The sequence below is a fragment of the Pseudocolwellia sp. G5-9 genome (assembly GCF_055808995.1).
This window is the reverse complement of record NZ_CM147893.1, coordinates 2,253,328-2,277,668: the sequence shown is the minus strand read 5'-3', so window position 1 is coordinate 2,277,668 and position 24,341 is coordinate 2,253,328. Positions and strand designations below refer to the sequence as shown.

The 24,341-nt window shown below is 36.0% G+C and carries 20 protein-coding genes and 1 riboswitch; of the genes, 9 read left to right on the top strand and 11 right to left on the bottom strand.

Annotated elements, in window-relative coordinates; genetic code table 11:
- Positions 1-4: 4 nt before the first annotated feature.
- Positions 5-1,468: a ribosome biogenesis GTPase Der gene (gene der, locus AC0L5Q_RS09735; protein ID WP_473618087.1), complete on the top strand. Its 1,464-nt coding sequence runs from the start codon at positions 5-7 to the stop codon at positions 1,466-1,468.
- A gap of 146 nt (positions 1,469-1,614) precedes the next feature.
- Positions 1,615-2,292 (top strand): PilZ domain-containing protein, encoded by a 678-nt coding sequence (locus AC0L5Q_RS09730; protein ID WP_473618083.1) that lies wholly within the window; start codon positions 1,615-1,617, stop codon positions 2,290-2,292.
- A 5-nt stretch (positions 2,293-2,297) separates the two neighbouring features.
- On the opposite strand, the gene xseA is transcribed toward AC0L5Q_RS09730, so the two are convergent.
- Positions 2,298-3,650, bottom strand: a complete 1,353-nt coding sequence (gene xseA, locus AC0L5Q_RS09725; protein WP_473618080.1) for an exodeoxyribonuclease VII large subunit — start codon at positions 3,648-3,650, stop codon at positions 2,298-2,300.
- Between the two features lie 180 nt (positions 3,651-3,830).
- On the opposite strand from xseA, the gene guaB reads away from it, so the two are divergent.
- The 3 genes from guaB (at position 3,831) to AC0L5Q_RS09710 (ending at position 7,919) form a co-directional block, all read left to right on the top strand.
- A complete protein-coding gene (gene guaB, locus AC0L5Q_RS09720) occupies positions 3,831-5,303 on the top strand; it encodes an IMP dehydrogenase (RefSeq protein WP_473618076.1) in 1,473 nt (490 codons plus the stop codon).
- A 218-nt stretch (positions 5,304-5,521) separates the two neighbouring features.
- The gene (gene guaA, locus AC0L5Q_RS09715; RefSeq protein WP_473618072.1) at positions 5,522-7,099 is read left to right on the top strand and encodes a glutamine-hydrolyzing GMP synthase; all 1,578 of its coding nucleotides are present in this window, start codon (positions 5,522-5,524) and stop codon (positions 7,097-7,099) included.
- A gap of 469 nt (positions 7,100-7,568) precedes the next feature.
- Positions 7,569-7,919 carry a RidA family protein gene (locus AC0L5Q_RS09710; RefSeq protein ID WP_473618068.1) on the top strand — a complete coding sequence of 117 codons (351 nt, stop codon included), beginning with the start codon at positions 7,569-7,571 and terminating at the stop codon, positions 7,917-7,919.
- Positions 7,920-7,982: 63 nt separating this feature from the next.
- Here AC0L5Q_RS09710 and AC0L5Q_RS09705 read toward each other — a convergent pair whose 3' ends face one another.
- Positions 7,983-8,201 carry an EF-hand domain-containing protein gene (locus AC0L5Q_RS09705; protein ID WP_076417046.1) on the bottom strand — a complete coding sequence of 73 codons (219 nt, stop codon included), beginning with the start codon at positions 8,199-8,201 and terminating at the stop codon, positions 7,983-7,985.
- 912 nt (positions 8,202-9,113) lie between these two features.
- On the opposite strand from AC0L5Q_RS09705, the gene AC0L5Q_RS09700 reads away from it, so the two are divergent.
- Positions 9,114-11,738 carry a TonB-dependent receptor plug domain-containing protein gene (locus AC0L5Q_RS09700; RefSeq protein ID WP_473618283.1) on the top strand — a complete coding sequence of 875 codons (2,625 nt, stop codon included), beginning with the start codon at positions 9,114-9,116 and terminating at the stop codon, positions 11,736-11,738.
- A gap of 75 nt (positions 11,739-11,813) precedes the next feature.
- Positions 11,814-13,289 (top strand): tetratricopeptide repeat-containing sulfotransferase family protein, encoded by a 1,476-nt coding sequence (locus tag AC0L5Q_RS09695; protein ID WP_473618063.1) that lies wholly within the window; start codon positions 11,814-11,816, stop codon positions 13,287-13,289.
- Positions 13,290-13,447: 158 nt separating this feature from the next.
- Here AC0L5Q_RS09695 and AC0L5Q_RS09690 read toward each other — a convergent pair whose 3' ends face one another.
- Entirely contained in the window at positions 13,448-14,689 is a 1,242-nt protein-coding gene (locus tag AC0L5Q_RS09690; RefSeq protein WP_473618282.1) for a multifunctional CCA addition/repair protein, read from the bottom strand.
- A gap of 136 nt (positions 14,690-14,825) precedes the next feature.
- Between AC0L5Q_RS09690 and AC0L5Q_RS09685 the strand changes: the two genes are divergently transcribed.
- Entirely contained in the window at positions 14,826-16,424 is a 1,599-nt protein-coding gene (locus AC0L5Q_RS09685; protein ID WP_473618059.1) for an AAA family ATPase, read from the top strand.
- Between the two features lie 22 nt (positions 16,425-16,446).
- Here AC0L5Q_RS09685 and AC0L5Q_RS09680 read toward each other — a convergent pair whose 3' ends face one another.
- The 8 genes from AC0L5Q_RS09680 to AC0L5Q_RS09645 all read right to left on the bottom strand — a co-directional run bounded on the left by AC0L5Q_RS09680 (position 16,447) and on the right by AC0L5Q_RS09645 (position 23,584).
- Positions 16,447-17,115 (bottom strand): hypothetical protein, encoded by a 669-nt coding sequence (locus AC0L5Q_RS09680; protein ID WP_473618055.1) that lies wholly within the window; start codon positions 17,113-17,115, stop codon positions 16,447-16,449.
- Between the two features lie 179 nt (positions 17,116-17,294).
- Entirely contained in the window at positions 17,295-18,197 is a 903-nt protein-coding gene (locus AC0L5Q_RS09675) for a cobalamin-binding protein (protein ID WP_473618051.1), read from the bottom strand.
- A 5-nt stretch (positions 18,198-18,202) separates the two neighbouring features.
- Positions 18,203-18,808 carry a cob(I)yrinic acid a,c-diamide adenosyltransferase gene (cobO, locus tag AC0L5Q_RS09670; RefSeq protein ID WP_473618046.1) on the bottom strand — a complete coding sequence of 202 codons (606 nt, stop codon included), beginning with the start codon at positions 18,806-18,808 and terminating at the stop codon, positions 18,203-18,205.
- A 21-nt stretch (positions 18,809-18,829) separates the two neighbouring features.
- Positions 18,830-19,537 (bottom strand): histidine phosphatase family protein, encoded by a 708-nt coding sequence (locus tag AC0L5Q_RS09665; RefSeq protein ID WP_473618041.1) that lies wholly within the window; start codon positions 19,535-19,537, stop codon positions 18,830-18,832.
- A 5-nt stretch (positions 19,538-19,542) separates the two neighbouring features.
- Positions 19,543-20,415, bottom strand: a complete 873-nt coding sequence (locus AC0L5Q_RS09660) for an adenosylcobinamide-GDP ribazoletransferase (protein ID WP_473618037.1) — start codon at positions 20,413-20,415, stop codon at positions 19,543-19,545.
- Positions 20,416-20,717: 302 nt separating this feature from the next.
- Positions 20,718-21,758, bottom strand: coding sequence for a nicotinate-nucleotide--dimethylbenzimidazole phosphoribosyltransferase (gene cobT, locus AC0L5Q_RS09655; RefSeq protein ID WP_473618035.1), 1,041 nt, complete (start codon positions 21,756-21,758; stop codon positions 20,718-20,720).
- Positions 21,759-21,770: 12 nt separating this feature from the next.
- Positions 21,771-22,775, bottom strand: coding sequence for a FecCD family ABC transporter permease (locus tag AC0L5Q_RS09650; RefSeq protein WP_473618031.1), 1,005 nt, complete (start codon positions 22,773-22,775; stop codon positions 21,771-21,773).
- Entirely contained in the window at positions 22,772-23,584 is an 813-nt protein-coding gene (locus AC0L5Q_RS09645) for an ABC transporter ATP-binding protein (RefSeq protein WP_473618028.1), read from the bottom strand. The genes AC0L5Q_RS09650 and AC0L5Q_RS09645 overlap by 4 nt, the downstream gene beginning before the upstream one ends.
- Positions 23,585-23,711: 127 nt before the next feature.
- A riboswitch (cobalamin riboswitch) is annotated at positions 23,712-23,916 on the bottom strand.
- Between the two features lie 23 nt (positions 23,917-23,939).
- Here AC0L5Q_RS09645 and AC0L5Q_RS09640 point away from each other — a divergent pair.
- Positions 23,940-24,125, top strand: coding sequence for a nitrate- and nitrite sensing domain-containing protein (locus tag AC0L5Q_RS09640; protein WP_473618281.1), 186 nt, complete (start codon positions 23,940-23,942; stop codon positions 24,123-24,125).
- The last annotated feature ends 216 nt before the right edge of the window (positions 24,126-24,341 follow it).

Genomic DNA, 24,341 nt, shown 5'->3' with positions numbered 1-24,341 from the left:
ATTCATGCTTCCAGTTGTAGCGCTTGTTGGTCGTCCTAATGTAGGTAAATCAACGCTATTTAATCGTCTTACTCGTAGTCGAGATGCACTTGTTGCCGATTATCCGGGATTAACCCGTGATCGCCAATATGGTAAGGCAGAAGTTGAAGAGCACCCGTTTATCGTTATTGATACTGGCGGTATTCAAGGAGATGAAGAAGGAATTGATGCATTAATGGCTGAGCAGTCATTAATGGCCATTGCAGAAGCTGATGCCGTACTTTTTATGGTTGATGCGAGAGCGGGTTTAACTTCGGCAGATCAAGGTATTGCAACGTATTTACGTAAGCAAGATAAAAAAATATTTCTGGTTGCCAATAAAGTCGACGGAATTGACGCTGATTCAGCCGTTGCCGATTTCTATTCTTTAGGTTTAGGTGATACGGTTCATCAAATTGCTGCGGCTCATGGTAGAGGTGTTACTCAGCTATTAACGTTAGCATTAACACCGCATATTGAAGCATTATCAGCACCTAAAGCAGAAGAAAATGACGAATTTGATGGCGATATGGAAAGCGAGTTATCAGATCAAGAAAAAATTGATGCTGCTCCAGAAGAAAATGATCGTATTAAGCTGGCCATTATTGGTAAGCCTAATGTGGGTAAATCAACGTTAACGAATCGCATTTTAGGCGAAGAACGTGTTGTTGTTTATGACATGCCAGGTACAACACGCGACAGTGTATATATTCCAATGGAACATGACGGCCGTGAGTACACGTTAATTGATACTGCAGGTATCAGACGTCGTAAAAATGTTACTGATATAGTTGAAAAATTCTCTGTTATCAAAACGTTAAGAGCTATTGAAGACTCGAATGTATGTTTATTAATAATAGATGCGCAAGAAGGGATCACTGATCAAGATTTAAGCCTGCTTGGTTTTATCTTGGAATCAGGTCGTTCTTTAGTACTTGCTGTTAATAAATGGGATGGTTTAGACGATCACGTAAAAGATCGCATAAAAACTGAATTAGATAGACGCTTAGGCTTTATCGATTTCGCACGTATCCACTTTATATCAGCTCTTCATGGTACTGGTGTTGGGCATTTATATGAGTCTGTTGAAGAAGCTTTTATTTCAGCAACTAAACGTATTTCAACGTCAATGGTCACTAAAATATTAGATATGGCGGTATTTGATCATCAACCTCCTATGCATCAAGGACGCCGTATTAAATTAAAATACGCACATGCAGGCGGTTATAATCCACCTATTATTGTTATTCATGGTAATTTAGCTAAAAAGTTACCGCCATCTTATAAACGCTATTTAATGAACTATTACCGTAAATCATTAAAAATAATGGGCACACCTATAAGAATTGAATTTAGAGAAACAAGTAATCCGTTTGCAGGTAAGAAGAAGTTAACTTATACCGAGCAAAAGAAACTTGCTAGAGCAACACAAGGTTATAAGAAAGATTAATGGCTTTTAAGTGATTCATTCAAAACAAGAAAAAGTAGCTTAAAGAGCTACTTTTTTTATGGCTAATAATCCAGTTATATTGCTTTTAACCACTGATTTAGCTACTGTAATTAATATTATTTAATTATTCATTGCAAGGCTAAAGCGTGAGTGCAAAAGAAATAGATACATCAAACAGGTTAAGTAATCATTTAGCTTTGCTTTTACCTGGTACAACGGTGTCATTAGATATTGCAACTCCTGCTGGGCAGCGTGCAAAATTTAGAACGATATTTATTGGTTATTTACCTAAAAAATATACGCTTGTTCAATATCCCGACTCAAGTAAATTAGGGAGCTTTTCTAAATATATTACTCAAGGCTCAGCAATTACCGTTCGTGGATTAATTGAAGGGCATGAAGGCTCTGTTGTTGCCTTTATTTCTAAGGTTAAGCAAACCTTGCAGATACCTTCGCGTATTATTGTATTAGATTTTCCTAAAAAAGTAACACTTCAAAGCTTACGTTCCTCACTCAGAATTGATGTTGATATTGATGTGAAGATAAAAGTAGACAATGAATATTGGAAAGCCTCAGTACGTAATATTTCAGCACATGGTTGCCAAATTAACGTCAGTAATGGTGAATCATTAACTTTAGTTTCAGATAAAAACATTAGCCTTATTGTTGAAGACTTTCAAGGTATGAAAAATATAAACTTATCAGCCAATGTTTGTAATATTAAGTCTCAAGTTGAAGGTGTTTCTTTAGGTGTTAAATTTGCTGAAGAAAGTAAAGACGATGTTATAAAGTTAGTGCAACACGCTGTTGTTGCTGATTTGTAAAGCGATCACTTTTCTTTAAGTTTATTTAATTCTATTATTTTCGCTGAAATAAACCCATCATTTACTTGTACTGAAATGTTTTCATCAATATGAGCTTGTTCAATACTTGTAATAACTTTTCCTTTTATACTTTTAGTCACACTATAGCCGCGTGCTATGGTTGCTAGTGGACTCACTAAATGTAACTGCTCAATAGTATGTTTGAATAGTCTTTGTTTATTTTTGTTAGTTGCTTGTATCGCGTTGATTAATCTTACTTCTAATGCATTAACTTTTTGTTGATTATGTTGAATCGTTTTAAGAGGGGATTGTAATAATAATCTTTTACTAAGTTGTGTTGATTGCAGTGATAATCGCGTTTTCAATTGTTGTAAGTTGTGATTAAGCCTAAAACTTAACTCATCAAACTTTTGTTGTTGTACTGTTAATTTTTGAGCAGGATGTAATAAAGATAATCTATGCTGAATGTTACTCAGTTTATTTTTTTTATTAAGTAAATTGCGTTGATTAACTTGGCGTATTCTTTGATTAAAAGCAGCAAGCTTTTGTAATTTATCTTCAAGGTTTGAAGAGACTAATTCTGCAGCAGCAGAAGGCGTAGGAGCTCTAAGATCGGCAGCGTAGTCTGAAAGTGTAGTATCAATTTCATGGCCTACAGCACTAATTACTGGTATTTTACTGTTATAAATCGCCCGCACTACATTTTCTTCATTAAAACTCCATAAGTCTTCTAATGAGCCGCCACCTCTCCCGACAATTATTACATCACATTCTTTTCTGTAGTTTGCGGTATTAATGGCTTGCTCAATTTCGAATTTTGCTTCATTACCTTGCACTAGGGCAGGGTATATAATTACATTAAGTAACGGATTTCGTCGTTTTAATACAGTGAGTATATCTTTTACAGCAGCACCAGTAGGTGAGGTAACAATACCAACAGTATTAATATTTTTAGGAATTTCTTTTTTAATTAAAGGGTTAAATAAACCTTCAGCGTTAAGCTTATTTTTAAGTTGATCAAATTGTTGCCGTAAAATTCCTTCTCCTGCATCGTCAAGTTGTTCAATTATAAGTTGAAAGTCCCCTCTTGGTTCATATAAAGAAACTTTTGCTCTTACCAGTACTTGTTGACCATTTTTAGGTAAGCCAGACGATAATCTAACTTTACGGTTATTACCTTTGAACATCGCACACTTTACTTGCGATTTACTGTCTTTTAACGACAAATACCAATGTCCAGAACTTGCAGCAATAAAATTAGAAACTTCACCGCATAACCAAACCGTGTTTAATTCGCTTTCTAATATAAAACGTACTTTTTTGGTTAATTCGCTAACTTGTAAAATATGCTGATTCATTTTTGTATTCGTTAAAATTTCGTTTTATTCGGAAGGAAATCGTATTATATAGCGGTTAATTGTTTTAAAGGGAATTTATTTTGGTTTTTACTAAAATTTAAGTTTACCTTGACGATGAAAACGGTTAAAATTCTGCCGCAATATTTACTCCTGATCACCCCTTATTAGTGAGATATTGTGATGCTAAGAATTGCCCAAGAAGCGTTAACTTTTGACGATGTTCTACTTGTACCTGCCCACTCTACGGTACTTCCCCATACGGCTGATTTAAAAACTAAATTAACTCGTAAAATAAACCTTAATGTACCTATGATTTCAGCTTCAATGGATACAGTTACTGAGGCTCCTTTAGCTATTACGCTTGCACAAGAAGGTGGCGTAGGCTTTATTCATAAGAATATGACAATTAAAGAACAAGCCAAAAATGTTTCTAAAGTTAAGAAATTTGAAAGTGGTATTGTTTCAGATCCCGTTACTGTATTTCCAGATGAACCTATTGCAAAAGTAATGAAACTTGCTGATAAACTTGGATTTTCAGGTTTTCCTGTAGTTGATAAAGATAATAACTTAGTGGGTATTATCACGGGGCGTGATTTACGTTTTGAAACAGACCTTTCTTTACAAGTTTCTGAATTAATGACAGTAAAAGACAAGCTGATCACTGTGAAAGAAGGTGCTGAACGCGAAGAGATTTTAGGTTTAATGCACGTAAATCGTATTGAAAAAATATTGATGGTTGATAATGCGTTTAAGCTTAAAGGGTTAATTACAGTAAAAGATTATCAAAAAGCAGAAAGCAAACCTAACGCATGTAAAGATGAGCTAGGCCGTTTACGTGTAGGTGCTGCGGTTGGCGTAGGTGCAGGTACTGATGAACGTATAGATGCATTGGTTGAAGCGGGTGTTGATGTACTACTGATTGATACCTCTCACGGACATTCTCAAGGCGTTCTTGATCGCGTAGCTGAAACTCGTGCTAAGTATCCAGATTTACAAATTATTGCGGGTAACGTAGCAACCGGCGCAGGTGCTAAAGCGTTAGCCGATGCTGGTGTCGATGCTGTTAAAGTGGGCATTGGCCCAGGTTCTATTTGTACAACGCGTATTGTAACAGGTGTTGGTGTTCCACAATTAACAGCTATTTCAAATGCAGTTGAAGCGCTAAAAGGTACAGGAATTCCTGTTATTGCTGATGGTGGCATTCGTTTTTCAGGTGATATAGCTAAAGCACTTGTTGCTGGTGCTCATTGTGTAATGGTAGGCAGCATGTTTGCTGGTACTGAAGAGTCTCCAGGTGAAGTGGAGCTGTATCAAGGTCGTTATTATAAATCATATCGCGGTATGGGATCTTTAGGCGCAATGAACCAAAAAGAAGGTTCAAGCGATCGTTACTTCCAAAAATCTGATGGTGAAGCTGATAAGTTAGTGCCAGAAGGTATTGAAGGTCGCGTTGCTTATAAAGGCCCTGTAGCGGCAATTATTCATCAGCAAATGGGCGGTTTACGTTCATCTATGGGATTAACAGGTTCAAAAGATATTGAAACCATGCGCACTAAACCTGAGTTTATGAAAATAACGTCAGCAGGTATGGGCGAGTCGCACGTACATGATGTGACCATCACTAAAGAAGCGCCTAATTACCGCATGGGCTAATTTTGATTTATATTTTTGCTGATAACTTTATCAGAAATACTCACTTACATTCGTAAGCTTCGTGTTTCTTCTTCGTTATCAATCAAAACTATTTCTCAAAATATTGAAACAGAAATAATATTAGGCTGAAGTAAATATTAATTATTTCAGCCTTTTTACTTTAAATATATCGCTCTAGATTAAAACAAAGTTAGAGCCGTTAAATATGAGAGAGAACCATGAGTAAAGACATTCATGATCACCGCATACTAATTTTAGATTTTGGATCACAATACACTCAACTAATCGCACGTCGCGTACGTGAAATAGGTGTTTATTGTGAACTATGGGCTTGGGATGTATCTGAAGAGCAAATTAAAGGTTTCAATCCTACTGGTATTATTCTTGCTGGTGGCCCAGAAAGTGTCACTGAACATAATTCACCTCGCGCTCCTGAGTATGTGTTTAGCGCTGGCGTACCTGTTTTAGGTGTTTGTTACGGCATGCAAACTATGGCTGAGCAACTAGGTGGGGGAGTAGAAAGTTCTGAACATAAAGAATTTGGTTACGCTGCCGTTGAAGTGATCACTGAGTCTGCTTTATTTAAAAATATTGAAGATAGTGTGAATGATGCAGGTAATGCATTGTTAGACGTATGGATGAGTCATGGGGATAAAGTTTCAGCAATACCTGAAGGTTTCGTAACGGTTGCACAAACGCCAAGTTGTAAATACGCGGCAATGGCGAATGAAGATAAGCAATTTTATGGTGTTCAATTTCATCCAGAAGTTACTCATACCAAACAAGGTTTACGCATTTTAGAGCATTTTGTACTTGATATTTGTCAGTGTGAAAAACTTTGGACTTCCGCTTCTATTATTGAAGATGCAATCGCCAAAATGAAAGAGCAAATAGGTGATGACGAAGTTATTCTTGGTTTATCAGGTGGTGTTGATTCTTCAGTTGTTGCCATGTTGTTACACCGTGCTATTGGTGACAAGTTAACATGTGTTTTTGTTGATAATGGTTTACTTCGTTTAAACGAAGGCGAACAAGTTATGGAAATGTTTGGTGATCATTTTGGTTTAAATATTATTAAAATTGATGCCGAAGATCGTTTCTTAGACCGTTTAGCGGGCGAAAATGATCCAGAGAAAAAACGTAAAATTATTGGTAATGTGTTTGTTGACGTTTTTGAAGAAGAGTCAAATAAATTAGAAAACGCAAAGTGGTTAGCGCAAGGTACTATTTACCCTGACGTTATTGAGTCTGCAGCATCAGCTACAGGTAAAGCACACGTTATAAAATCTCACCATAACGTAGGTGGTTTACCTGATTACATGAAGCTAGGCTTAGTAGAGCCTTTACGTGAATTATTTAAAGATGAAGTACGTAAAATTGGTTTAGAACTTGGTTTGCCATACGACATGCTTTATCGTCATCCTTTCCCAGGTCCTGGACTAGGTGTACGTGTTCTAGGTGAAGTAAAGAAAGAATATTGTGACTTATTACGTCGTGCAGACCATATTTTTATTGAAGAACTTCACAAGCATGACCTATATAACAAAGTAAGCCAAGCCTTCACTGTTTTCTTACCTGTACGTTCTGTTGGCGTTATGGGCGATGGTCGTAAGTACGATTGGGTTGTTAGCTTAAGAGCGGTTGAAACTATTGATTTTATGACGGCTATTTGGGCACCACTACCTTACGACTTTTTAGGTTTGGTTTCTAATCGTATTATTAACGAGATAGATGGTATTTCTCGTGTGGTTTACGATATATCGGGGAAGCCGCCTGCGACAATCGAGTGGGAATAATTTATTAAGCGATGTTTTAACTTGCTGTAATATATACCCGTTACCATTCAAGATGCAGGTTTCAGTGGGAACTAAAAACAATTTAGGCAAGGTATTAAGTTTCAGTAATGGTTATTCCCTGACTAAAGTTAATAACGCAGCATAAATTGTTTTTAGGCCCATCGAAGAAGCGCTTGAGCAAAATCACTTCTTCGTTAATACTTTTTATAAGGGAACGACCATTATTACAAAGTATTGCCTTGAATTGATATCGCTCAAGTGCTCTGAAATGCGCATCTTGATTGGCAACGGGTATATAACTTCATCGTCAAACGTACTCACTGACTAGCGTCAGCTCCGTGCGATTTCCTTGAACTAATAAATTACATCGTCGTTTAAACAACGCTTAAGCTGTATATTTGATAAAACCTCATTGTTGAAAAGCATTGGGGTTTTCTTCTGACAAGAATAAATTAGAAGAGTGATAAAAATGACAATAGAAAGAATTGAAACAAAACAACGTATGAGCCGTATTGTAAAGAATAACGGTACTATTTATTTATGTGGGCAAGTCTGTGCTGATGCGACAAAAGGGATTACAGAGCAGACTCAAACCATGCTTGATAAAGTTGACGAGTTATTAATTGCTGCGGGTAGCTCACGAGAGCATATATTATCAGCCACTATTTATCTTAATAAAATGTCTGACTTTCAAGAAATGAATGCTGTATGGGATGCTTGGGTACCAGAAGGGCATGCTCCAGCAAGAGCCTGTGTTGAAGCTAAAATGGCAAGAGATGTACTACTTGTTGAAATTAGCGTAATCGCCGCTGAGAAATAGCTGCTAAAAAATGAATGTCACTCTATGTTGTAAAATGAAGTGTGACATTCATTAAATATAGTATTAAAGCGCTAGTTCTATCACCATGTCTTTAAGTTCGCTTTTGGAGATGGAATTATCGTGATTTTTATCAAAACGATGGAAAATGGTTTCACACATTCTAATTCCTTTGTCTTGTAATAATACGTCAATTAACTCAACAAATTCACTACGGCTAATAACACCGTCTTTATCTTCGTCAAATACTTCAAATAATTCATCAACCCATTGATTAAGTTCCATGAGTATTCCTCGTTAGAATTTCTACTTACCTAATATTTAGATAGACTTTATCTTTTATCACACGCTATGTGAATATTTAATTGTAACTTTTGTTGTTTAGATAATAAAAAGATCAATTGTCGTTTTTTATTTGAGTGCTTTATATACCCGTGACCAATTAAGGGGGGACCAACATAATTTATCCAGGGCGTACCATGGAATAAACTTAATGCCTTGCATGCATAAATGTATGTACTTATGTTTCGTTTGGAAAGTTAAATTTGTGCCTAAATTGTTTTTAGTTCTCACTGAAACTTACATATTGAATTGTAATAGGTATAAAGGTGAAAACTTAAATAAAAAATAAAGAGTAGGTTTGCAATATCATCAAAGCTTTATACGACAACTTAGCCTGATAGTTAAATGATATAAGCTATAACTCTTTTGTTTTTTTATTCTAAATATGTGATTTTATATTCATTTATCTTTAAGGTGAATAAAAAAAATATACGTTCTATTAATTTTTTTAATTTATTTTCAAGGTTAAATGTGTCTAATGTTTAACCAGTTTCTTTATTTATACATGAAATTTTTTCATTATTATGTCTAGGGAGTGTTACATTTTTTTCTTTGTTAACTAGGTTATAGTACGAAACCCTTATTAGTTTTTTATTCGTTAATTTTCTTAATTAATTGTATTTGTTTGTTTTTATTTTTATTTTTTTGTCTTTTATTTTTCACAAAAAAATAAACATTTTCGTTAATGTTGTTTTTTTGGAGAGAAAACAAGAAAAAGAAAATTTTTGAACACTTGTAAAGCAATACTTCCTGTCCTATAAATAATTAAGCTTTTTACAAGTTGTTTACATAAAAATAATTAAAAATTCAATAATAAGAATTAGTCTTCAAATTTAATAAGGGAAAAATATGTCTATAAAATTTCGTAATACTACGTTAGCGCTTGCTGTGAGTGTTGCTCTAGGAACAACCACTGTTTCTGCTGCTGAGAATGAAACCGGCGCAAAAGAAGAAAAAGTTGAACGTATCGCTGTAGTAGGCTCACGTGGTGCGCCCCGCTCAGTAAATGATTCACCCGTTCCCGTTGATTTAATTGGAGCTGACGAATTAGGTAAAGCAGGTAACACTAATATGCTAGACCTTATTAAAGGAACCGTTCCTTCTTTTAACGTTCATGAAAATCCTATCTCAGATGCGGCTAGTTTAGTAAAACCCGCTAACTTACGTGGTCTTTCATCTGACAGTACATTAATCCTAGTTAACGGCAAACGTCGTCATCGTGCCTCTGTTATTGCCTTATTAGGTGGTGGTATTAATGATGGTGCACAAGGTCCAGATATTTCTGTTATTCCAAGTGCTGCGTTAAAGCAAGTTGAAGTATTACGAGATGGTGCTGCGGCACAATACGGCTCAGATGCTATTGCGGGTGTAATGAACTTTGTTTTAAAAGATGATGATGAGGGTGGAAACCTTACGGTGCGTCATGGTTCATACTACGAAGGAGATGGCGATACTACAGAAGTGTCCGGTAACATAGGCTTACCATTATCTGCCAATGGCTTTGCTAATTTAAGTTTTCAATATAAAACCGCTGATGCTACAAGCCGAAGTGTACAGCGTGCTGATGCCGCCGCCTTAATCGAAGCCGGTAACACGGATGTTGATAGTTTAGCTCAAGTTTGGGGCTCTCCTGAAGTAGAAGATGATCTGACTGTTTTTGGTAACTTTGGTCTAGATTTAGGAAATGGTAAAGAAGCTTACATGTTTGGTAACTTCTCTGAACGTAACATTAAAGGTGGTTTTTACTACCGTAACCCACATACTCGTAGTGGTGTATATAGTAATGGTGATACAGACGGCGTAGATACCAATGGTGATGGTAAAATCAATGGTGATATAGTTAATGGCGTTCAAGATGAAAACTATCAACCTAACATTCTTATTGCTGATTTAGATGGGCTTGATAATGGTATTGCTTGTCCTACAGTTAATGTCACCAGTAGTAATGTGTTAACACAAAGTGATTACGCTTTAATTGCGGATGATAATACAGCCGTTGGTCAAAACTGTTTCGCATTTAATGAAATGTTACCAGGTGGTTTTACACCTAACTTCGGTGGTAACATCGTTGATACAGCTATTACTATGGGGACTCGTGGTGAGATAAGCGATACACTTAAATATGATGTAAGCGGCTCAGTTGGTTTCAACGAATCCACTTATGTTATCTATGATACGCTTAATGCTTCTTTAGGTCCTGTCACTCCGCGTGACTTTAGTCCGGGTAAACATACTCAATTAGAAAAATCATTTAACATTGATTTAGTGAAAGAATTTGAAGCAGGTATGGAGTCTCCATTAATTGTTGCTGGGGGTTACGAATGGCATTCAGAGTCATTTGAAGTGACTTCAGGTGATGTCGCGGCTTTTGAAGCGGGTCCATTAACTTCTCAAGGTTTTGGTATTGGTTCAAATGGTTTTCCTGGTTTTAAACCTTCTGCCGCCGGTAAATTCTCTCGTCAAAATTATGCTTTATATGTTGATGTTGAAGCACAATTTACTGAAAATTTCTTAATGGGCGCAGCTTTACGCTATGAAGATTACAGCTCATTTGGTGATACAACAAATTACAAGTTAACAGCTCAGTACAATATTACTGATGAGTTCTCACTTCGAGGCTCATTAAGTACAGGTTTCCGAGCGCCTACAGTTGGTCAAGCTAACTATTCAAATGTACAAACAAACTTAAGTGATGGTGTGTTAAGCGACTCAGCCCTACTACCACCGACAAACCCAGTAGCGATCCAATTAGGCGCAACAGAGCTCACACCTGAAGAGTCTGAAAGTTATGCTTTTGGTGCTGTATGGGATATTAATGGTTTCTATTTCACATTAGATTACTATAACATCCAAGTTGAAGATCGTATTTCTCAATCAGCTAAATATAATTTAGACGATAATGATAAAGACGTATTAAAAGCGGCAGGTGTACCCAATGTTGACTCTATTCAACAAGTGAGTTTCTTTACTAATGATTTTGATACAACCACTCAAGGGGTTGATTTTGTAGCGAACTACTCAACTTCATTGCTCGATGGTGATACAACGTTTGCATTAGCTTATAACTGGAATGAAACTGAAGTTGATAAGTTTTCTCCTGAAATTACGGGTGATTTCAAAGTATCTCGTTTAGAAAATGATTTACCGAACCATAGAGGAACATTTACATGGTCTCAAGGTTGGGAAATGATTAGTATGTTTACTCGTGTAAACTACTACGGCAAATATCAAGGTGTTCATGTTGATTATGATGCCACTATCAAAGAAGGTGATGCTGCAGTAACTGTTGATGTTGAAGTGAGTTACTTTGTAAATGACGATATTACTGTTTCTTTAGGGGCTCAAAACATTTTTGACCAAGAAGCAGAAAAAATTGATTGGTCTGGTGATAACAACAATTGGGGGGGCAAATATTATGAAACCTCTCCATTTGGCTTTAACGGTGGTTTCTACTACGTAAAAGCATCTTATAACTTTTAAGTTATAATTTTGTTTGTAAAAAACCACATCAATTGATGTGGTTTTTTTATAGTTGATTTTGGATTAATTTAATAGATGACAATAGAAAGAGCAGAACATTACCTTAAAATACAAGACTTTTCATCAGCAGAGCAGATGTATAAACGTTTATTAAAGGAAAACATTAACAATATTGAGGCAATGTGGGGTTTAGGTAAAGTTGCTTTAGCTCAAAATAGTTATCAGCGAGCTTACGATTTATTTGTTCGATGTTTACATATTAATGCGAAGATACCTGATGTTTATCTTTCATTAGCTCAAGCATGTTCAGCATTAACGCGCTTCGATAAAACAGAGCAAGCATTACTAAGTGCTTATCAACTAAGTTCTCACTCAATAAAAGTGCTATATGCTTTAAGTGTTTATTATTGTGAAAGTGGCAACCTAGATAAAAGTGAGCAGTTTTTAAATCAAATATTAACAATTGATCAAGAAAATATACCTGCTTTTTCATTATTAGTGAGAATAAAAAAAATAGGTGCGGGTAGCCCTTTTAATCCATTAATTACGCAGTATGAAAATCTTCTAAGAGAAGGTGATTTATTAGTTCATGATAAGGTTTTATTGAATTATAGCTTTGGTGATTTATTCCATTTAAGTAAAAAATACACTCAAGCTTTTTACCATTACAAAGAAGCCAACCGCCTACAAAAACAATTAATTAATTTTTCTGTTAGTGATATGAAACCTTCTATTGATCTATTACTGAAGGCTTTTACTTCCTCGGTTATTCAATCATTTTCAAATATATCACCAGCAAGTACTGTTTTAACCTCTCATATAAATATTACGCCTATTTTTATTGTAGGTCAGCCAAGATCTGGTTCTACATTGCTTGAACAAATGCTGATAGGGCATAACGATATTGTTAGCGCGGGTGAGATCCCACATATTGGGGATGATCTTGTAAACGCTATTACACAGGTAACTAGTGAAGGGTTTCCGTTAGGTTGCCAATCTTTAACAAAAGAACAATGTCTGTCTTTAGCTTTACATTATTTGACAAAACTGAAAGAAATTTCCGGTGGGGATCATAAATTTGTTATTGATAAAATGCCGGCTAATTATCAATTTATTGGGTTAATTAAATTACTCTTGCCACAGGCTAAAATTATTCATATAAAAAGAGACCCACGAGATGTGTCTTGGTCTATTTTTAAAAATAATTTTGGAGCATTAGAACCGAATTTTTGTTCGCAAACCGAAATTGGTCAGTATCATCAACTCTATCAAAAGGTGATGTTACATTGGAAAAGCGTGTTACCTAAAGAAGTGTACGATATTGAATATGAGGATCTGGTTAATTCACCTGAAAATGAGATAACACAAGTGTTAGCATATTGCGGACTGGCTTTTGAAAAAGATTGTTTAAATTTTTCTTCAAAAAAGCGGGTAATAAAAACGCTCAGTGATACACAACTACGTAAAGGAATTCAAAAAAGATCGATACCTGATTGGACACCATACGAACATGAATTAAAAGCCATGTTCGATTTATTGGATCAAAAATAATTTAGCTGAACTGAGGTTATACTGATTTGAATAATTCATTCGGTTAGGGAGTTAATAAATTTCAACATGAGTAAATAATAAGTGTGTCACTTGAATAGTATTTGTCACCTTTTATTTATAAATCAGTAGATTACGAAAATAATCATCCTGAATTCGGGTTATTTATTTTCTGGTAGCGGAACAATCTGTTTTATATTTTTAATCGCGTCTAATCTTGCTTTTTCTATCGCTTCTTTTATTTCCTTACCTTTCAAGCCCTGTTCAACAAACACTTTTGCCGTTACGGTATTTGCAGCTTTAAGGCATTGGTGTAAATAATCTGCTTGTGGATAATCTTTATCTTCAAATCCTGTTCTGCCGCGCATATCAGCGGTGCACGCTAAAATAAAGTCGTTAAATTCCTCAGGTTTTCTCCACACGTCTAAGGCATTAAATAACCTTAATATAGTACTAGGCTTTAACTCAAAGGCTTTATGGCAATGTAGGTGGTATTCGCACACCTTAAGGGCTAATGTTTGATATGAATTAGGTGCTCTTAAACGATCACAAACATTTTTTACTAAAGGTAAGCCCGATTTTTCATGTCCTCTATGGCTTGGCCATTCGGGTTCAGGTGTATTGCCTTTGCCTAGATCATGACACAATGCAGCAAAGCGTACTTCAGGTTTTTTTGATAGCTTTACTGCTTGTTGTAAAACCATCATAGTATGAATGCCAGAGCATATTTCAGGGTGCCATAGTGCAGGGTTAGGAATTCCCCAAAGTGTGTCAATTTCAGGTAATAGAACCTTTAATGCACCACAGGCTTTTAGGGTTTCGAAGAATACTTCAGGGTGCTCTTCAAGTAGGCTTTTATTGAGTTCTGTAAATATGCGTTCGCTACTTAAAGATTGTAGCTCGTTGCTTTGAGATATTTGTGTCATCAAGGCCATGGTTTCTTCGGCAATAGTAAATCCATAGCTATGGTAACGCGCAGCAAAGCGAGCCACTCTCAATACTCTTAATGGATCTTCAATAAAGGCATCGGAGACATGTCTAAATATTCTATTTTTAAGGTCTGCTTGACCATTATAAGGATCTATTATTTCACCGTTTGGTTTTAATGCCATGGCGTTAATAGTTAAGTCTCGTCTGAGTAAGTCTTCTTCAATGGTTACAAATTCGGAAGCATCACAAGCAAATCCCGTATAGCCAGCATCTACTTTTTTTTCGGTACGTGCTAACGCATATTCTTCTTTTGTTTTTGGATGTAAAAATACAGGAAAATCTTTACCAACTTGTGAAAAACCTAACGACAACATTTGTTCAACGCTTGAGCCTACGACAACGTAATCGTGATCGTAGCTTTTTCTGTTGAGTAGTTTATCTCTAACTGCACCGCCCACTAAGTAGCTGGTGATTTGTGATACTGGGTTTTCCATTTATACATCCGATTAAATTATTACAATTTAAGTTTATCATAAAAGAAAATAGTGTTTTGACATCTGGTAAGGTAAAGGTTAGTTTCATGGTGTTATTTTTTATGAAGTTGTTGATATGTATACCGCTTATTTCGGCTTAAAAGAAAAGCCATTTTCTATTGCTCCTGATCCTCAATATTTATTTATGAGTGATCGTCATCGTGAAGCACTTGCGCATTTAACCTACGGTTTAGGTGATGCTGGTGGCTTTGTGCTGTTAACAGGTGAGGTAGGAACAGGAAAAACAACCGTGAGCCGTTGTTTAATGGAGCGCTTACCTGAAAATACTCAAGCGGCTTTTATACTTAATCCTACGCTATCAAGTCACGAATTACTGGCGACTATTTGCGATGAATTAAAAATTCGTTACCGTAAAACAGGTGCTACGTTAAAAACCTTAACGGATAAAATTCAAGAAAAATTATTAAAAAACCATAAAGAAAATACTAATACTTTATTAATTATTGACGAAGCTCAACACTTGCAACCTGAAGTACTTGAGCAATTACGATTATTAACTAACTTAGAAACAAATACTAAAAAGCTATTACAAGTCATTCTTATTGGTCAGCCTGAATTACAAACTCTATTAAAAAGAAGAGACCTTCGTCAATTAGCACAACGTATAACCGCTAGGTACCATTTACTCCCTCTTAATAAGCAAGAAGTCGCGCAGTATATAAAACATCGCTTATCTATTGCAGAGGGCATTAGATCGCTGTTCTCAGTGTCGGCTATAAATACTATCCATAAAATTTGCGGCGGTATTCCTCGTTTAATTAATTTAGTGTGCGAACGTTCTCTCATTAATGCTTATAGCAGTAATATTGCCGTAGTTAATAAACGCATTGTGTTGTTGTCTGCTCATGAAGCGCTTGGAGATGATTATGAGGTTACATCTTGGTGGCAAAACCCTACAATTAAAATAGCGCTAATCGTTTTATCGGTAGGTGTTATTTCTGCTGGAGCCTATTTTTTTGGTAGCTATCAAACTCAGAATAATACCTTACAACCATTAGCTATTACTGATGCCGCTGAAAAAGCTCTTAATGATGTTAAATCGTCGAACCAAATTGAGAGCACATCAAAGGTTGTAGTTAATAACGTTGATACTCAAATTGATGAAATAACGAACTCAATAGCAGATAAAAAAACGAATGAAGTATTGCCGGTAGATGCTAGTGCGCAGCAAAAGCAGGAAGAAGTTGAATTACCTATTACCGAAAAAGAAAGTACGCCAGCACCTAAAGTGATTGCCCAACAAGCGCCTGTTGAGGCTAAGCAAGTTAAACAAGAAGTTCAGACTAAAGATATCGAACTTACTCAGGTTGAAGGTGTATCAGAAGAGTTATTGAATCAGTTTAAAAAAGCGCTAAATAATGAAGACGATACGAATAATACTAACGAATATACTAATAACATTGATGAAAGAGACCAAGAGATAGACCCTATCGAAAAAATGCCTTTGTGGGTACAAAACGGTATTCCGCAATTACAGTTTGAACAACATATTTATGCTAGTGATGGTCAAGGCTGGGTAAAGGTAAATGGTAGAGATCGCTATGAAGGCGATACGATTGCTAGAGAATTGATCTTAGTAGAAATTCTCCCTCAAAAAGTAGTGTTAAATTTTCGAGGTGAGAAATTTACTATGCCTGCTTTATCTTCGTGGTAGTTCAAATAAGTGCACAATAGGCCTATTGCGCAAAATCTTCTGCATTATAATAAAGAGGTTTCATTGCACCACAATAAGTAAGCTTGTAGTGGATCTCATTTTCTTTTGGAACGGCTGAAGATGCCGTGAAGTTAGTTACACAATTTACATCATCTGAAAGATAAATAAGGTGTTCATAACTTGGAGGCTGTTGAATTTGGTGGATTAAAATTCTTTCATTATTACGAAGTTGTACTATATCGTATTTTTGTCTTTTATTTGATTCTTCCGGTTTGTCGATTACTTTTACAAAGAGTTGTTTATCAAATATTATCTTCATGTTTTTGTAGGTTAGCATGCCGTCTTTTTTATAGTTTCCCATATATATATCAGCATTGACTTCTACTTGTTCACCACGCATTAAGCGTTCCAAATTAAATGCTTCAGGCTTAAGGGTAACCAAATCAGCGTCTTTAACCAATTGCAGTAAAGACAGTTCGTTAATATCTAGTTTATAAAGAATTTGTATATTATTAGGCTCTTTTAAAGTCAGCATATGAGAAGCAAATACGCTGGGACCTTTGTTGAAAAGCTTCATGCCATGAATCCCCATATATTTTGGATCTAAGGGAGGAAGCGGCTCAGATTCTTCTTCTGCAAAAGCAATATGAGATAAAGAGAATATAAGAAGAGATAAAATAATTTTGATCATGAAGTTCAATAATTCGAGTCGTATTTAATTATTATTCTAGCAGTTATATTGATAAACATTAGCAGGAAACTTTAATTTTTTTATGAAAGTTAATGCCTTGTATTGTATAGGGTGAATTAAGCGTAAATGTATTAAAATTTATAACAAGTTTACGCTTATATTTTCAGTCGAAGAGTTACTTACTTTATGCTTAGGTAATAATTTCTCGAATCGTCGATACTGATACAAAGCTTTTCTAATTCACCTAGCAATCTTGGTGTCATTCTGTGTAATTTATCTGAATTAGGGGTTATTAATTGTTTATGTTTTGCGGCGGGTATGTCGTTCCACTGTAACCAATTAACAGCATCGGGAGTTGCGTGTCCATTCGATATAGGTTGAATAATTAATTGTGGTTTAGCGATTGCCACTTGCTCTAAACCTACTTGTGGATAGTCAGTTATGCTTTCTACAAAAGGGTTTGTTGCCCCACAAACATTAAGGTGTTGTTGCGGCCACGAATTATTACTCACTGTGGTTAATGGATTCGACCAAAGTTCGTAAAATACGGTTATAGGTGGTTTATTGGCGAAAGTTTTACGTAAATTTTTCAGGTCCAATTCATATTGGCTTGCTAGTTCTTCAGCACGGTTATTGGTTCCTGTTAATTTACCTAATAAGCGTAACTCAGTTGCAACATCTTCTAAGTTTTTAGGATCTGAATATACAACATTTAATCCTAACTTTTTGAGTCTGTCTAAATCATCTAAAGGGTTTCCCGTGCGCCAGGCAATAATTAAATCGGGTTCATAGGCGAGTATTTTTTCTATTTTTAAGCGAGCATAATTCCCAATACGAGGAACATTATTTGCGGCTTCAGGAAAGTCGGAATGCTCGGTAGTTGCTATGACACGATCGCCTATACCTAAGCTAAAAAGCATCTCTATTAGGTGTGGGGCTAAGGTGATAATTCGTTGTTTTTTAAACTCACTTTTATTGTTATCTACGTTATCAATGGCGCTAGAGTCATTGGCATATAACATAGTAGATGTACTTGCGAGTGCGGCAAGTACAAAAGCGAAAATTTTACGTTGAAGCTGCATGAACATTACCAATCTACACCTTTTTGAACTCTTATGCCGCTATCGAAAGCATGTTTGATAGATTGCACTTCAGACACGGTATCGGCTACTTCGATTATTTTTCTATGACAAGCCCTACCTGTAATAATAACGTGCTGCATTGACGGTCTATTTGCTAATACGCTTAACACTTCTTCTAAATCAATATAACCGTAAGTCACCATGTAGGTTAATTCGTCGAGTAATACAATATGAACACTTTCATCGGTGAGGAGCTTTTTCGCTTCAGCCCAAGCTAATTGAGCTGCTGCTGTATCGGCTTCTTTATTTTGTGTTTCCCACGTAAAACCTGTCTTCATTGTGTGGTGCTTTACGCCATGTTGTTTTAATAAATTAAGCTCGCCACATTCCCATGTACCTTTAATAAACTGAATAATACCAGCACTTAATCCATGACCCACAGAACGAGTGATCATGCCAAAACCAGAAGTCGATTTGCCTTTACCATTGCCGGTAATTACCAGTAGTAGACCTTTGTCTTCTGTAGCAGCGGCAATACGCTCGTCTACTTTTTCTTTCAATTTTTGCTGGCGTTTTTTATGATTTTCTTTTTTCTTCTCGTCATCAATCATGTGTTATTCCTCTATTTCTTTTTATTCAAATTCTTCAGGGTTCTGCGATATCGCTTTTAAAGGTGTAGAAATTGTTATTACATTACTATGCTGAGTAGCAGCGGGTGTACTTGAGCTTATATCAGTAAGATTTTTAACCAATGTAATACTACTATTTTTAATGGTTAACTGACTAAAGAGTGCTTTATTATGATATTCAATATTGAGTAAGAGAGCCAAAATCATACGTATAACACCACCGTGGCACACGAGTAATATGCTTTTCCCTGCGTGTGATGTTAATAGTTCACACCATGAGTGTTCAACTCTTTGATAAAAGCTTGATAACAATTCAGCTTTAGGCAGAGGAAACGCGTCTGGTTCACGCCAAAAATCTTCCAACTGTAGCCAAGTTTTTTTACTGTTTTCTGAGTCTCTAATATCATCAAATGAAATGCCATCTAATTGACCAAAGTTCATTTCTTGAAAACACGTGTTAACGTTTATTGGTAACTTGTTATTTTTAGCAAATTGTTGAGCAACGTTTTGACAACGCTGAAGGGGAGACGTTACTACATGGCTAATTTTGTTGATTAAATTTTGTTGTAATTGATTTAATTCAGTTAATATTTTCGTATTTACCTCATCAGTTACACCTATATCTGTTTGACCATATAAGGCAGCAGGCCCGCTCACTTTTCCATGGCGTAATAAATAGATTGTGGTGGTTTGCATAGTGCCTTTTTGCATAAAGGTTATGCCTGAGCAAAGAGGGGAAAACTAGCAAGTATTACTAGGTAGATAAGTAATTCACTTAATTGTTGGCAAGCACCTAAGCAATCGCCAGTATAACCCCCTATTCGTTTTATTAACCATTGTTTAAAACCCGCTCTAAAAATAAAAAGCGTGAGTATTAACAATAAGACTGTAGTTATTGAAAAAAACACCAAAGGGGCAAGGCCAACAATAAAAAGTAATCTTAATTCAAAGGGGCTTTGCTTATTCGCTAAAGGTTTGCTTTTACTGGTATCGGTATCAGCTACATAAGGTAAGTCATATATTAAACTAGCCGCAACCGCTCTTGATAAGGCATACCCCAAAAATAATGAAGGAATTAAATACGCTAGTTGAGCAAGTTCTATTAATACCAATAGCTTTAGCGCTAAAGCCATAAATAAAGTTGCTGCGCCATAGGTGCCTATGCGGCTGTCTTTCATTATGGTTAAACGTTTTTCTACTGTCATACCACCGCCAATACCATCGGCCATGTCTGCTAAACCATCTTCATGAAAAGCACCAGTGAGCAGTAAGCTAAAAACAACCAGTAACGCGATGCTAATAGTATGAGGAAATAAGGGAGAAATAAGGCTAAAAAGTAAGCTTAAAATACCTGCTAATAAAAGCCCTATTAAAGAAAAATAACGGCCAGACTTATTTAAAAGCGCGGGGCTGTAATACATGCTTTGTGGTACAGGTATACGAGTAAAAAAGCTCAGCGCTAAGTAACATAAGTTAAGCTGACGCTTTAAATACCGTCTATATTTATTGTTGCTTGTATACCCGTTACCAATCAAGATGCGTATTTCAGAGCACTTGAGCGATATCAATTCAAGGCAATGCTTTGCCATAATGGTGTACCCTTATCAAAAGTATTAACGACGAAGTGATTTTGCTCAAGCGCTTCTTCGATGGGTCTAAAAACAATTTATACTGCGTTATTAACTTTAGTCAGGTTCCTACACGGATGTAGGACATTAGGGTAACGCAGGAGCAGTTACCGAGAATAACCATGACGTAAATTTAATGCCTTGCATACATGGATGTATGTACTTAGATTTCGTCTGGAACATGAAATCTGTGTCTAAATTGTTTTTAGTTCCACTGAAACCTGCATCTTGAATGGTAACGGGTATATAACTCTTTTGTATGCTCAAACGGTTACACCTGCATCTTCAAAACTTGCCATATTATTGTAAAAAGCAGCTGCTGCCGTTAATAACGGTAATGCGACTGCTGCCCCCGTTCCTTCACCTAGACGTAAACCTAAATTTAGTAAAGGTTTGGCTTTTAAATGGCGCAATAATAGTTGATGACCAAATTCATGAGATTCATGAGCGAAAATTAAATAATCTCTTACATTAGAATTTATTTTACAGGCAACTAGTGCTGCTGTACTTAGGATAAAACCGTCAATTAGTATACAAATTCCGGCTTGTGCTGCCGCTAAAATTGCGCCTGTTATTTCAACTATTTCAAATCCACCCACTTCTTTTAGAACCGTTAAAGGTTCGTCTGAATCAAAACGTGCGAGGGCTTTTTCAATAAGCGTTTTCTTTTTAAAAAGTTGCTCTGCGGTTATGCCTGTGCCTACACCTACGCAAAGATCAACATCTGAATGGGTTAAACGAGCTGTAATTGCCGTAGCTGAACTGGTATTGCCAATTCCCATTTCGCCTAATATAAGTAGGTTAGAGCCATTTTTAATGATGGGCGCTACCACTTGTTCACCATAGCTAAGACCAAGTTCAACTTGTTCCATCGTCATTGCTGATTCATGTACAAAGTTCTTTGTACCAGCCCCTAATCTCATGTTAATTAATCGAGATGAACTATCGGTAATGGGGTCTATAATGCCAGCATCAACGACTTTAAAATCAATATTGTTTACCTTACAAAAACAGTTAATTGCGGCGCCGCCAGCGATAAAATTTTGTACCATTTGGCGAGTTACACAACTTGGTGCAATTGAAACACTTTCTTCACTAATACCGTGATCTCCAGCAAAAACTAAGGCAGTAGGTTTGTTAATTGAAATATGTGAAATAAGCTTATTGCTTTTATTACTTTGAATAAGCGCAAGCTGTAAAGCCGTGCTTTCTAATAAGCCTAAAGAGCCAACAGGTTTGGTTTTTTGATTGATTTTATCTTGAATTTTACTTTCAAATTCAAGATTTAACGCTTTTATTTCCATAAAAAATCTCGCTTACATTTTTCGTAATAGGGCTAAGAAAAACAAACTGCCCATCGCTGAAGTAATAACACCTATTGGTATTTCTTGTCCGCCTAATGCCGTACGCGCAACAACATCTACCCACACTAAAAAACAGCCACCAACTAAGCCTACGGCTATAAATAATTTAGCGCTGGTAATGCCCACAAAAGGCCTAACAATATGTGGGATCATCAAACCAATAAAGCTAATGCCGCCACAATAAGACACAATAACGGCTGTTATTGCAGCACATAAAATAAGGGTAATAACACGCAAGCGTTCAACTTTTACTCCTAAGGTGCGAGCGCTGTCGTCACTGAGTAATAGCGCATCAAGCTGGCGTCCTAATAAAAGTGCAATAAGCGTAGCAATAATAATTACGGGGGATATCAACAGTAGAGCGTTGGTGTCTGCTCTGGCTAAACTGCCCATGAGCCAAAAAATAACGCGGTTACTTGAAAAAGCATCACCGCTGTAAAGAATAAAGGTGGTTAAAGAACTTAATAAGAAGGAAACCGCTACGCCTGCTAACAGTAAGTGCTCAATGCGACGCCAATTATTTTGATATATCACAATTAAAATAAGTCCAACCGCTAATAAAGACCCTAAAAAAGAGGCAAAAGGTAACGAAACAAGCTGCATTGATACCGGTAAAAACTGAGTTAAAGTTGCCCCTAAGCCTGCTCCAGAAACAATACCAAATAAATACGGGTCGGCAAGTGGGTTACGTGTCACGTTTTGCATTAAAGCGCCTGCTAAAGCTAAACCAAAGCCCGCGATAAAACCAAGCAATACCCTCGGAAAGCGTATTTCCCATAAAATGGTATCGTAAATACCTTTTTCACACCCTTGAGTTACACATTGCCATACTGCTTTATGGTTTAATTCAACAACACCAAACCCAATAGAAGACAATAACGTGATAACAACGAGGCTAACAATTAACAAGAGCGAATATTTGTACGGTAGCTTTTTTGTTAATAAGTGATTTTTCATGATTGTAGCCACTTTGATTCGTCATTTACTTGGTTGTTTATACCAGCAAAGGTAATTCTTGTTTTTTGAGTGAAAGGGTTTTTATCAATAGCGCATTCTAGTTTAAATACATCAGTTAAGTTTTCGGCGGTAAATACACTTTCAGGTGTGTCATCTGCTACAAGTTGACCGTTGTTTAACATGAGCACTCTATCGCAATATTGGGCGGCTAAATTAAGATCATGAATAGTGATCAATAAGGTTATGTTGAGGGACTTGGCTAACATTAATATTTGATGCTGATAGTACATATCAAGATGATTCGTAGGTTCATCCATAATCAAAATATCAGGCGCTTGTACAATAGCTCTAGCAATTAATACTCGCTGCTGCTCACCGCCTGATAAAGTACTAAATAATTGATGCTGTTTTTTTATCAGATCAACCTTGATTAACGCTTGTTCAATATTGTGTTTGTCGGCATCTGTATTTATGTCAAACAATCCTTTATGAGGGATAAGCCCCATACCTACAATATCTAAAACAGTTAAGTTGAATGCAGACTCTGAATGTTGGCTAACCACAGCGACTTTTTTGGCTATATCTTTATTATTAAGGTTTTTAAGGGGCTTGCCATGCAAATAAATATTACCAGAATAATCTGAATATTCGCCGTATAAACATTTAAGAAGAGAGGTTTTTCCTGCGCCATTGGGGCCAACGATAGCAACGGTTTCACTTGCTTTTATTTGTAGGTGAATACCTTGAATAACCTTTTTTGGGTTTGCAGACCAAGTAACATTATTTGCTTGTAGAACAAAGGGTGACATATGTGCCTTAACCATAATAGCGAATAAAACATAGCGAATACAATTTTAGGAAATACAAGGACACATCATAAGAAGTCACTCATAATTATATGAGAGATATTCTTAGTTTTTCGCGTTACCCGCACGTTCACTAAAGGCGATTAAGGCAGGTGTTCTGACTTAAGTGTTTAGTGATGTTATTTTAACCGTCACTAAACTCTCTTTACAGTTGCGGGAACAGTTATGGAATTAAGTGGTTGTTAATAAAACTAACCATGTCTTGCACCATATTCCCCTTTAAGTTTTTCCTCTAATAAATAAGAGTAAAAAACACCTTAAAAGCGCCGACATCTTACCACAGTTATTTTTTAATTAAATAACAGTATTTGTTTTATCAATATTTACCAATGCTATGCAACAACCTGCTGTACTTGAAGTTGAAAAACTACGAAAAGTTGCAATGGAAAAGTCAGCAACGGGGAAATTTGGTATTGATGCAAGCTACTGGTTCGAACAAGCAACAGATAGAATAAAGCAGTTAAACAAGTTGAAAACAAACTAAATATATCAGTAATGAAACTAACTGATATATTAAAAATTCAGCGAATAGCTCGTTAATGTTAAGCGCTGATGTTATTTTTATTATAAGTTTTTTAGTTATAGTTATAAGCTACGTCGTGATTAAAGATTTAGATAATCGCATAAAAGATTTAATGGCCGTCTTTAGTCAAGTTAGAAAAGAAAACGATTTAACCGTTAGAACTAAATACATTGATAA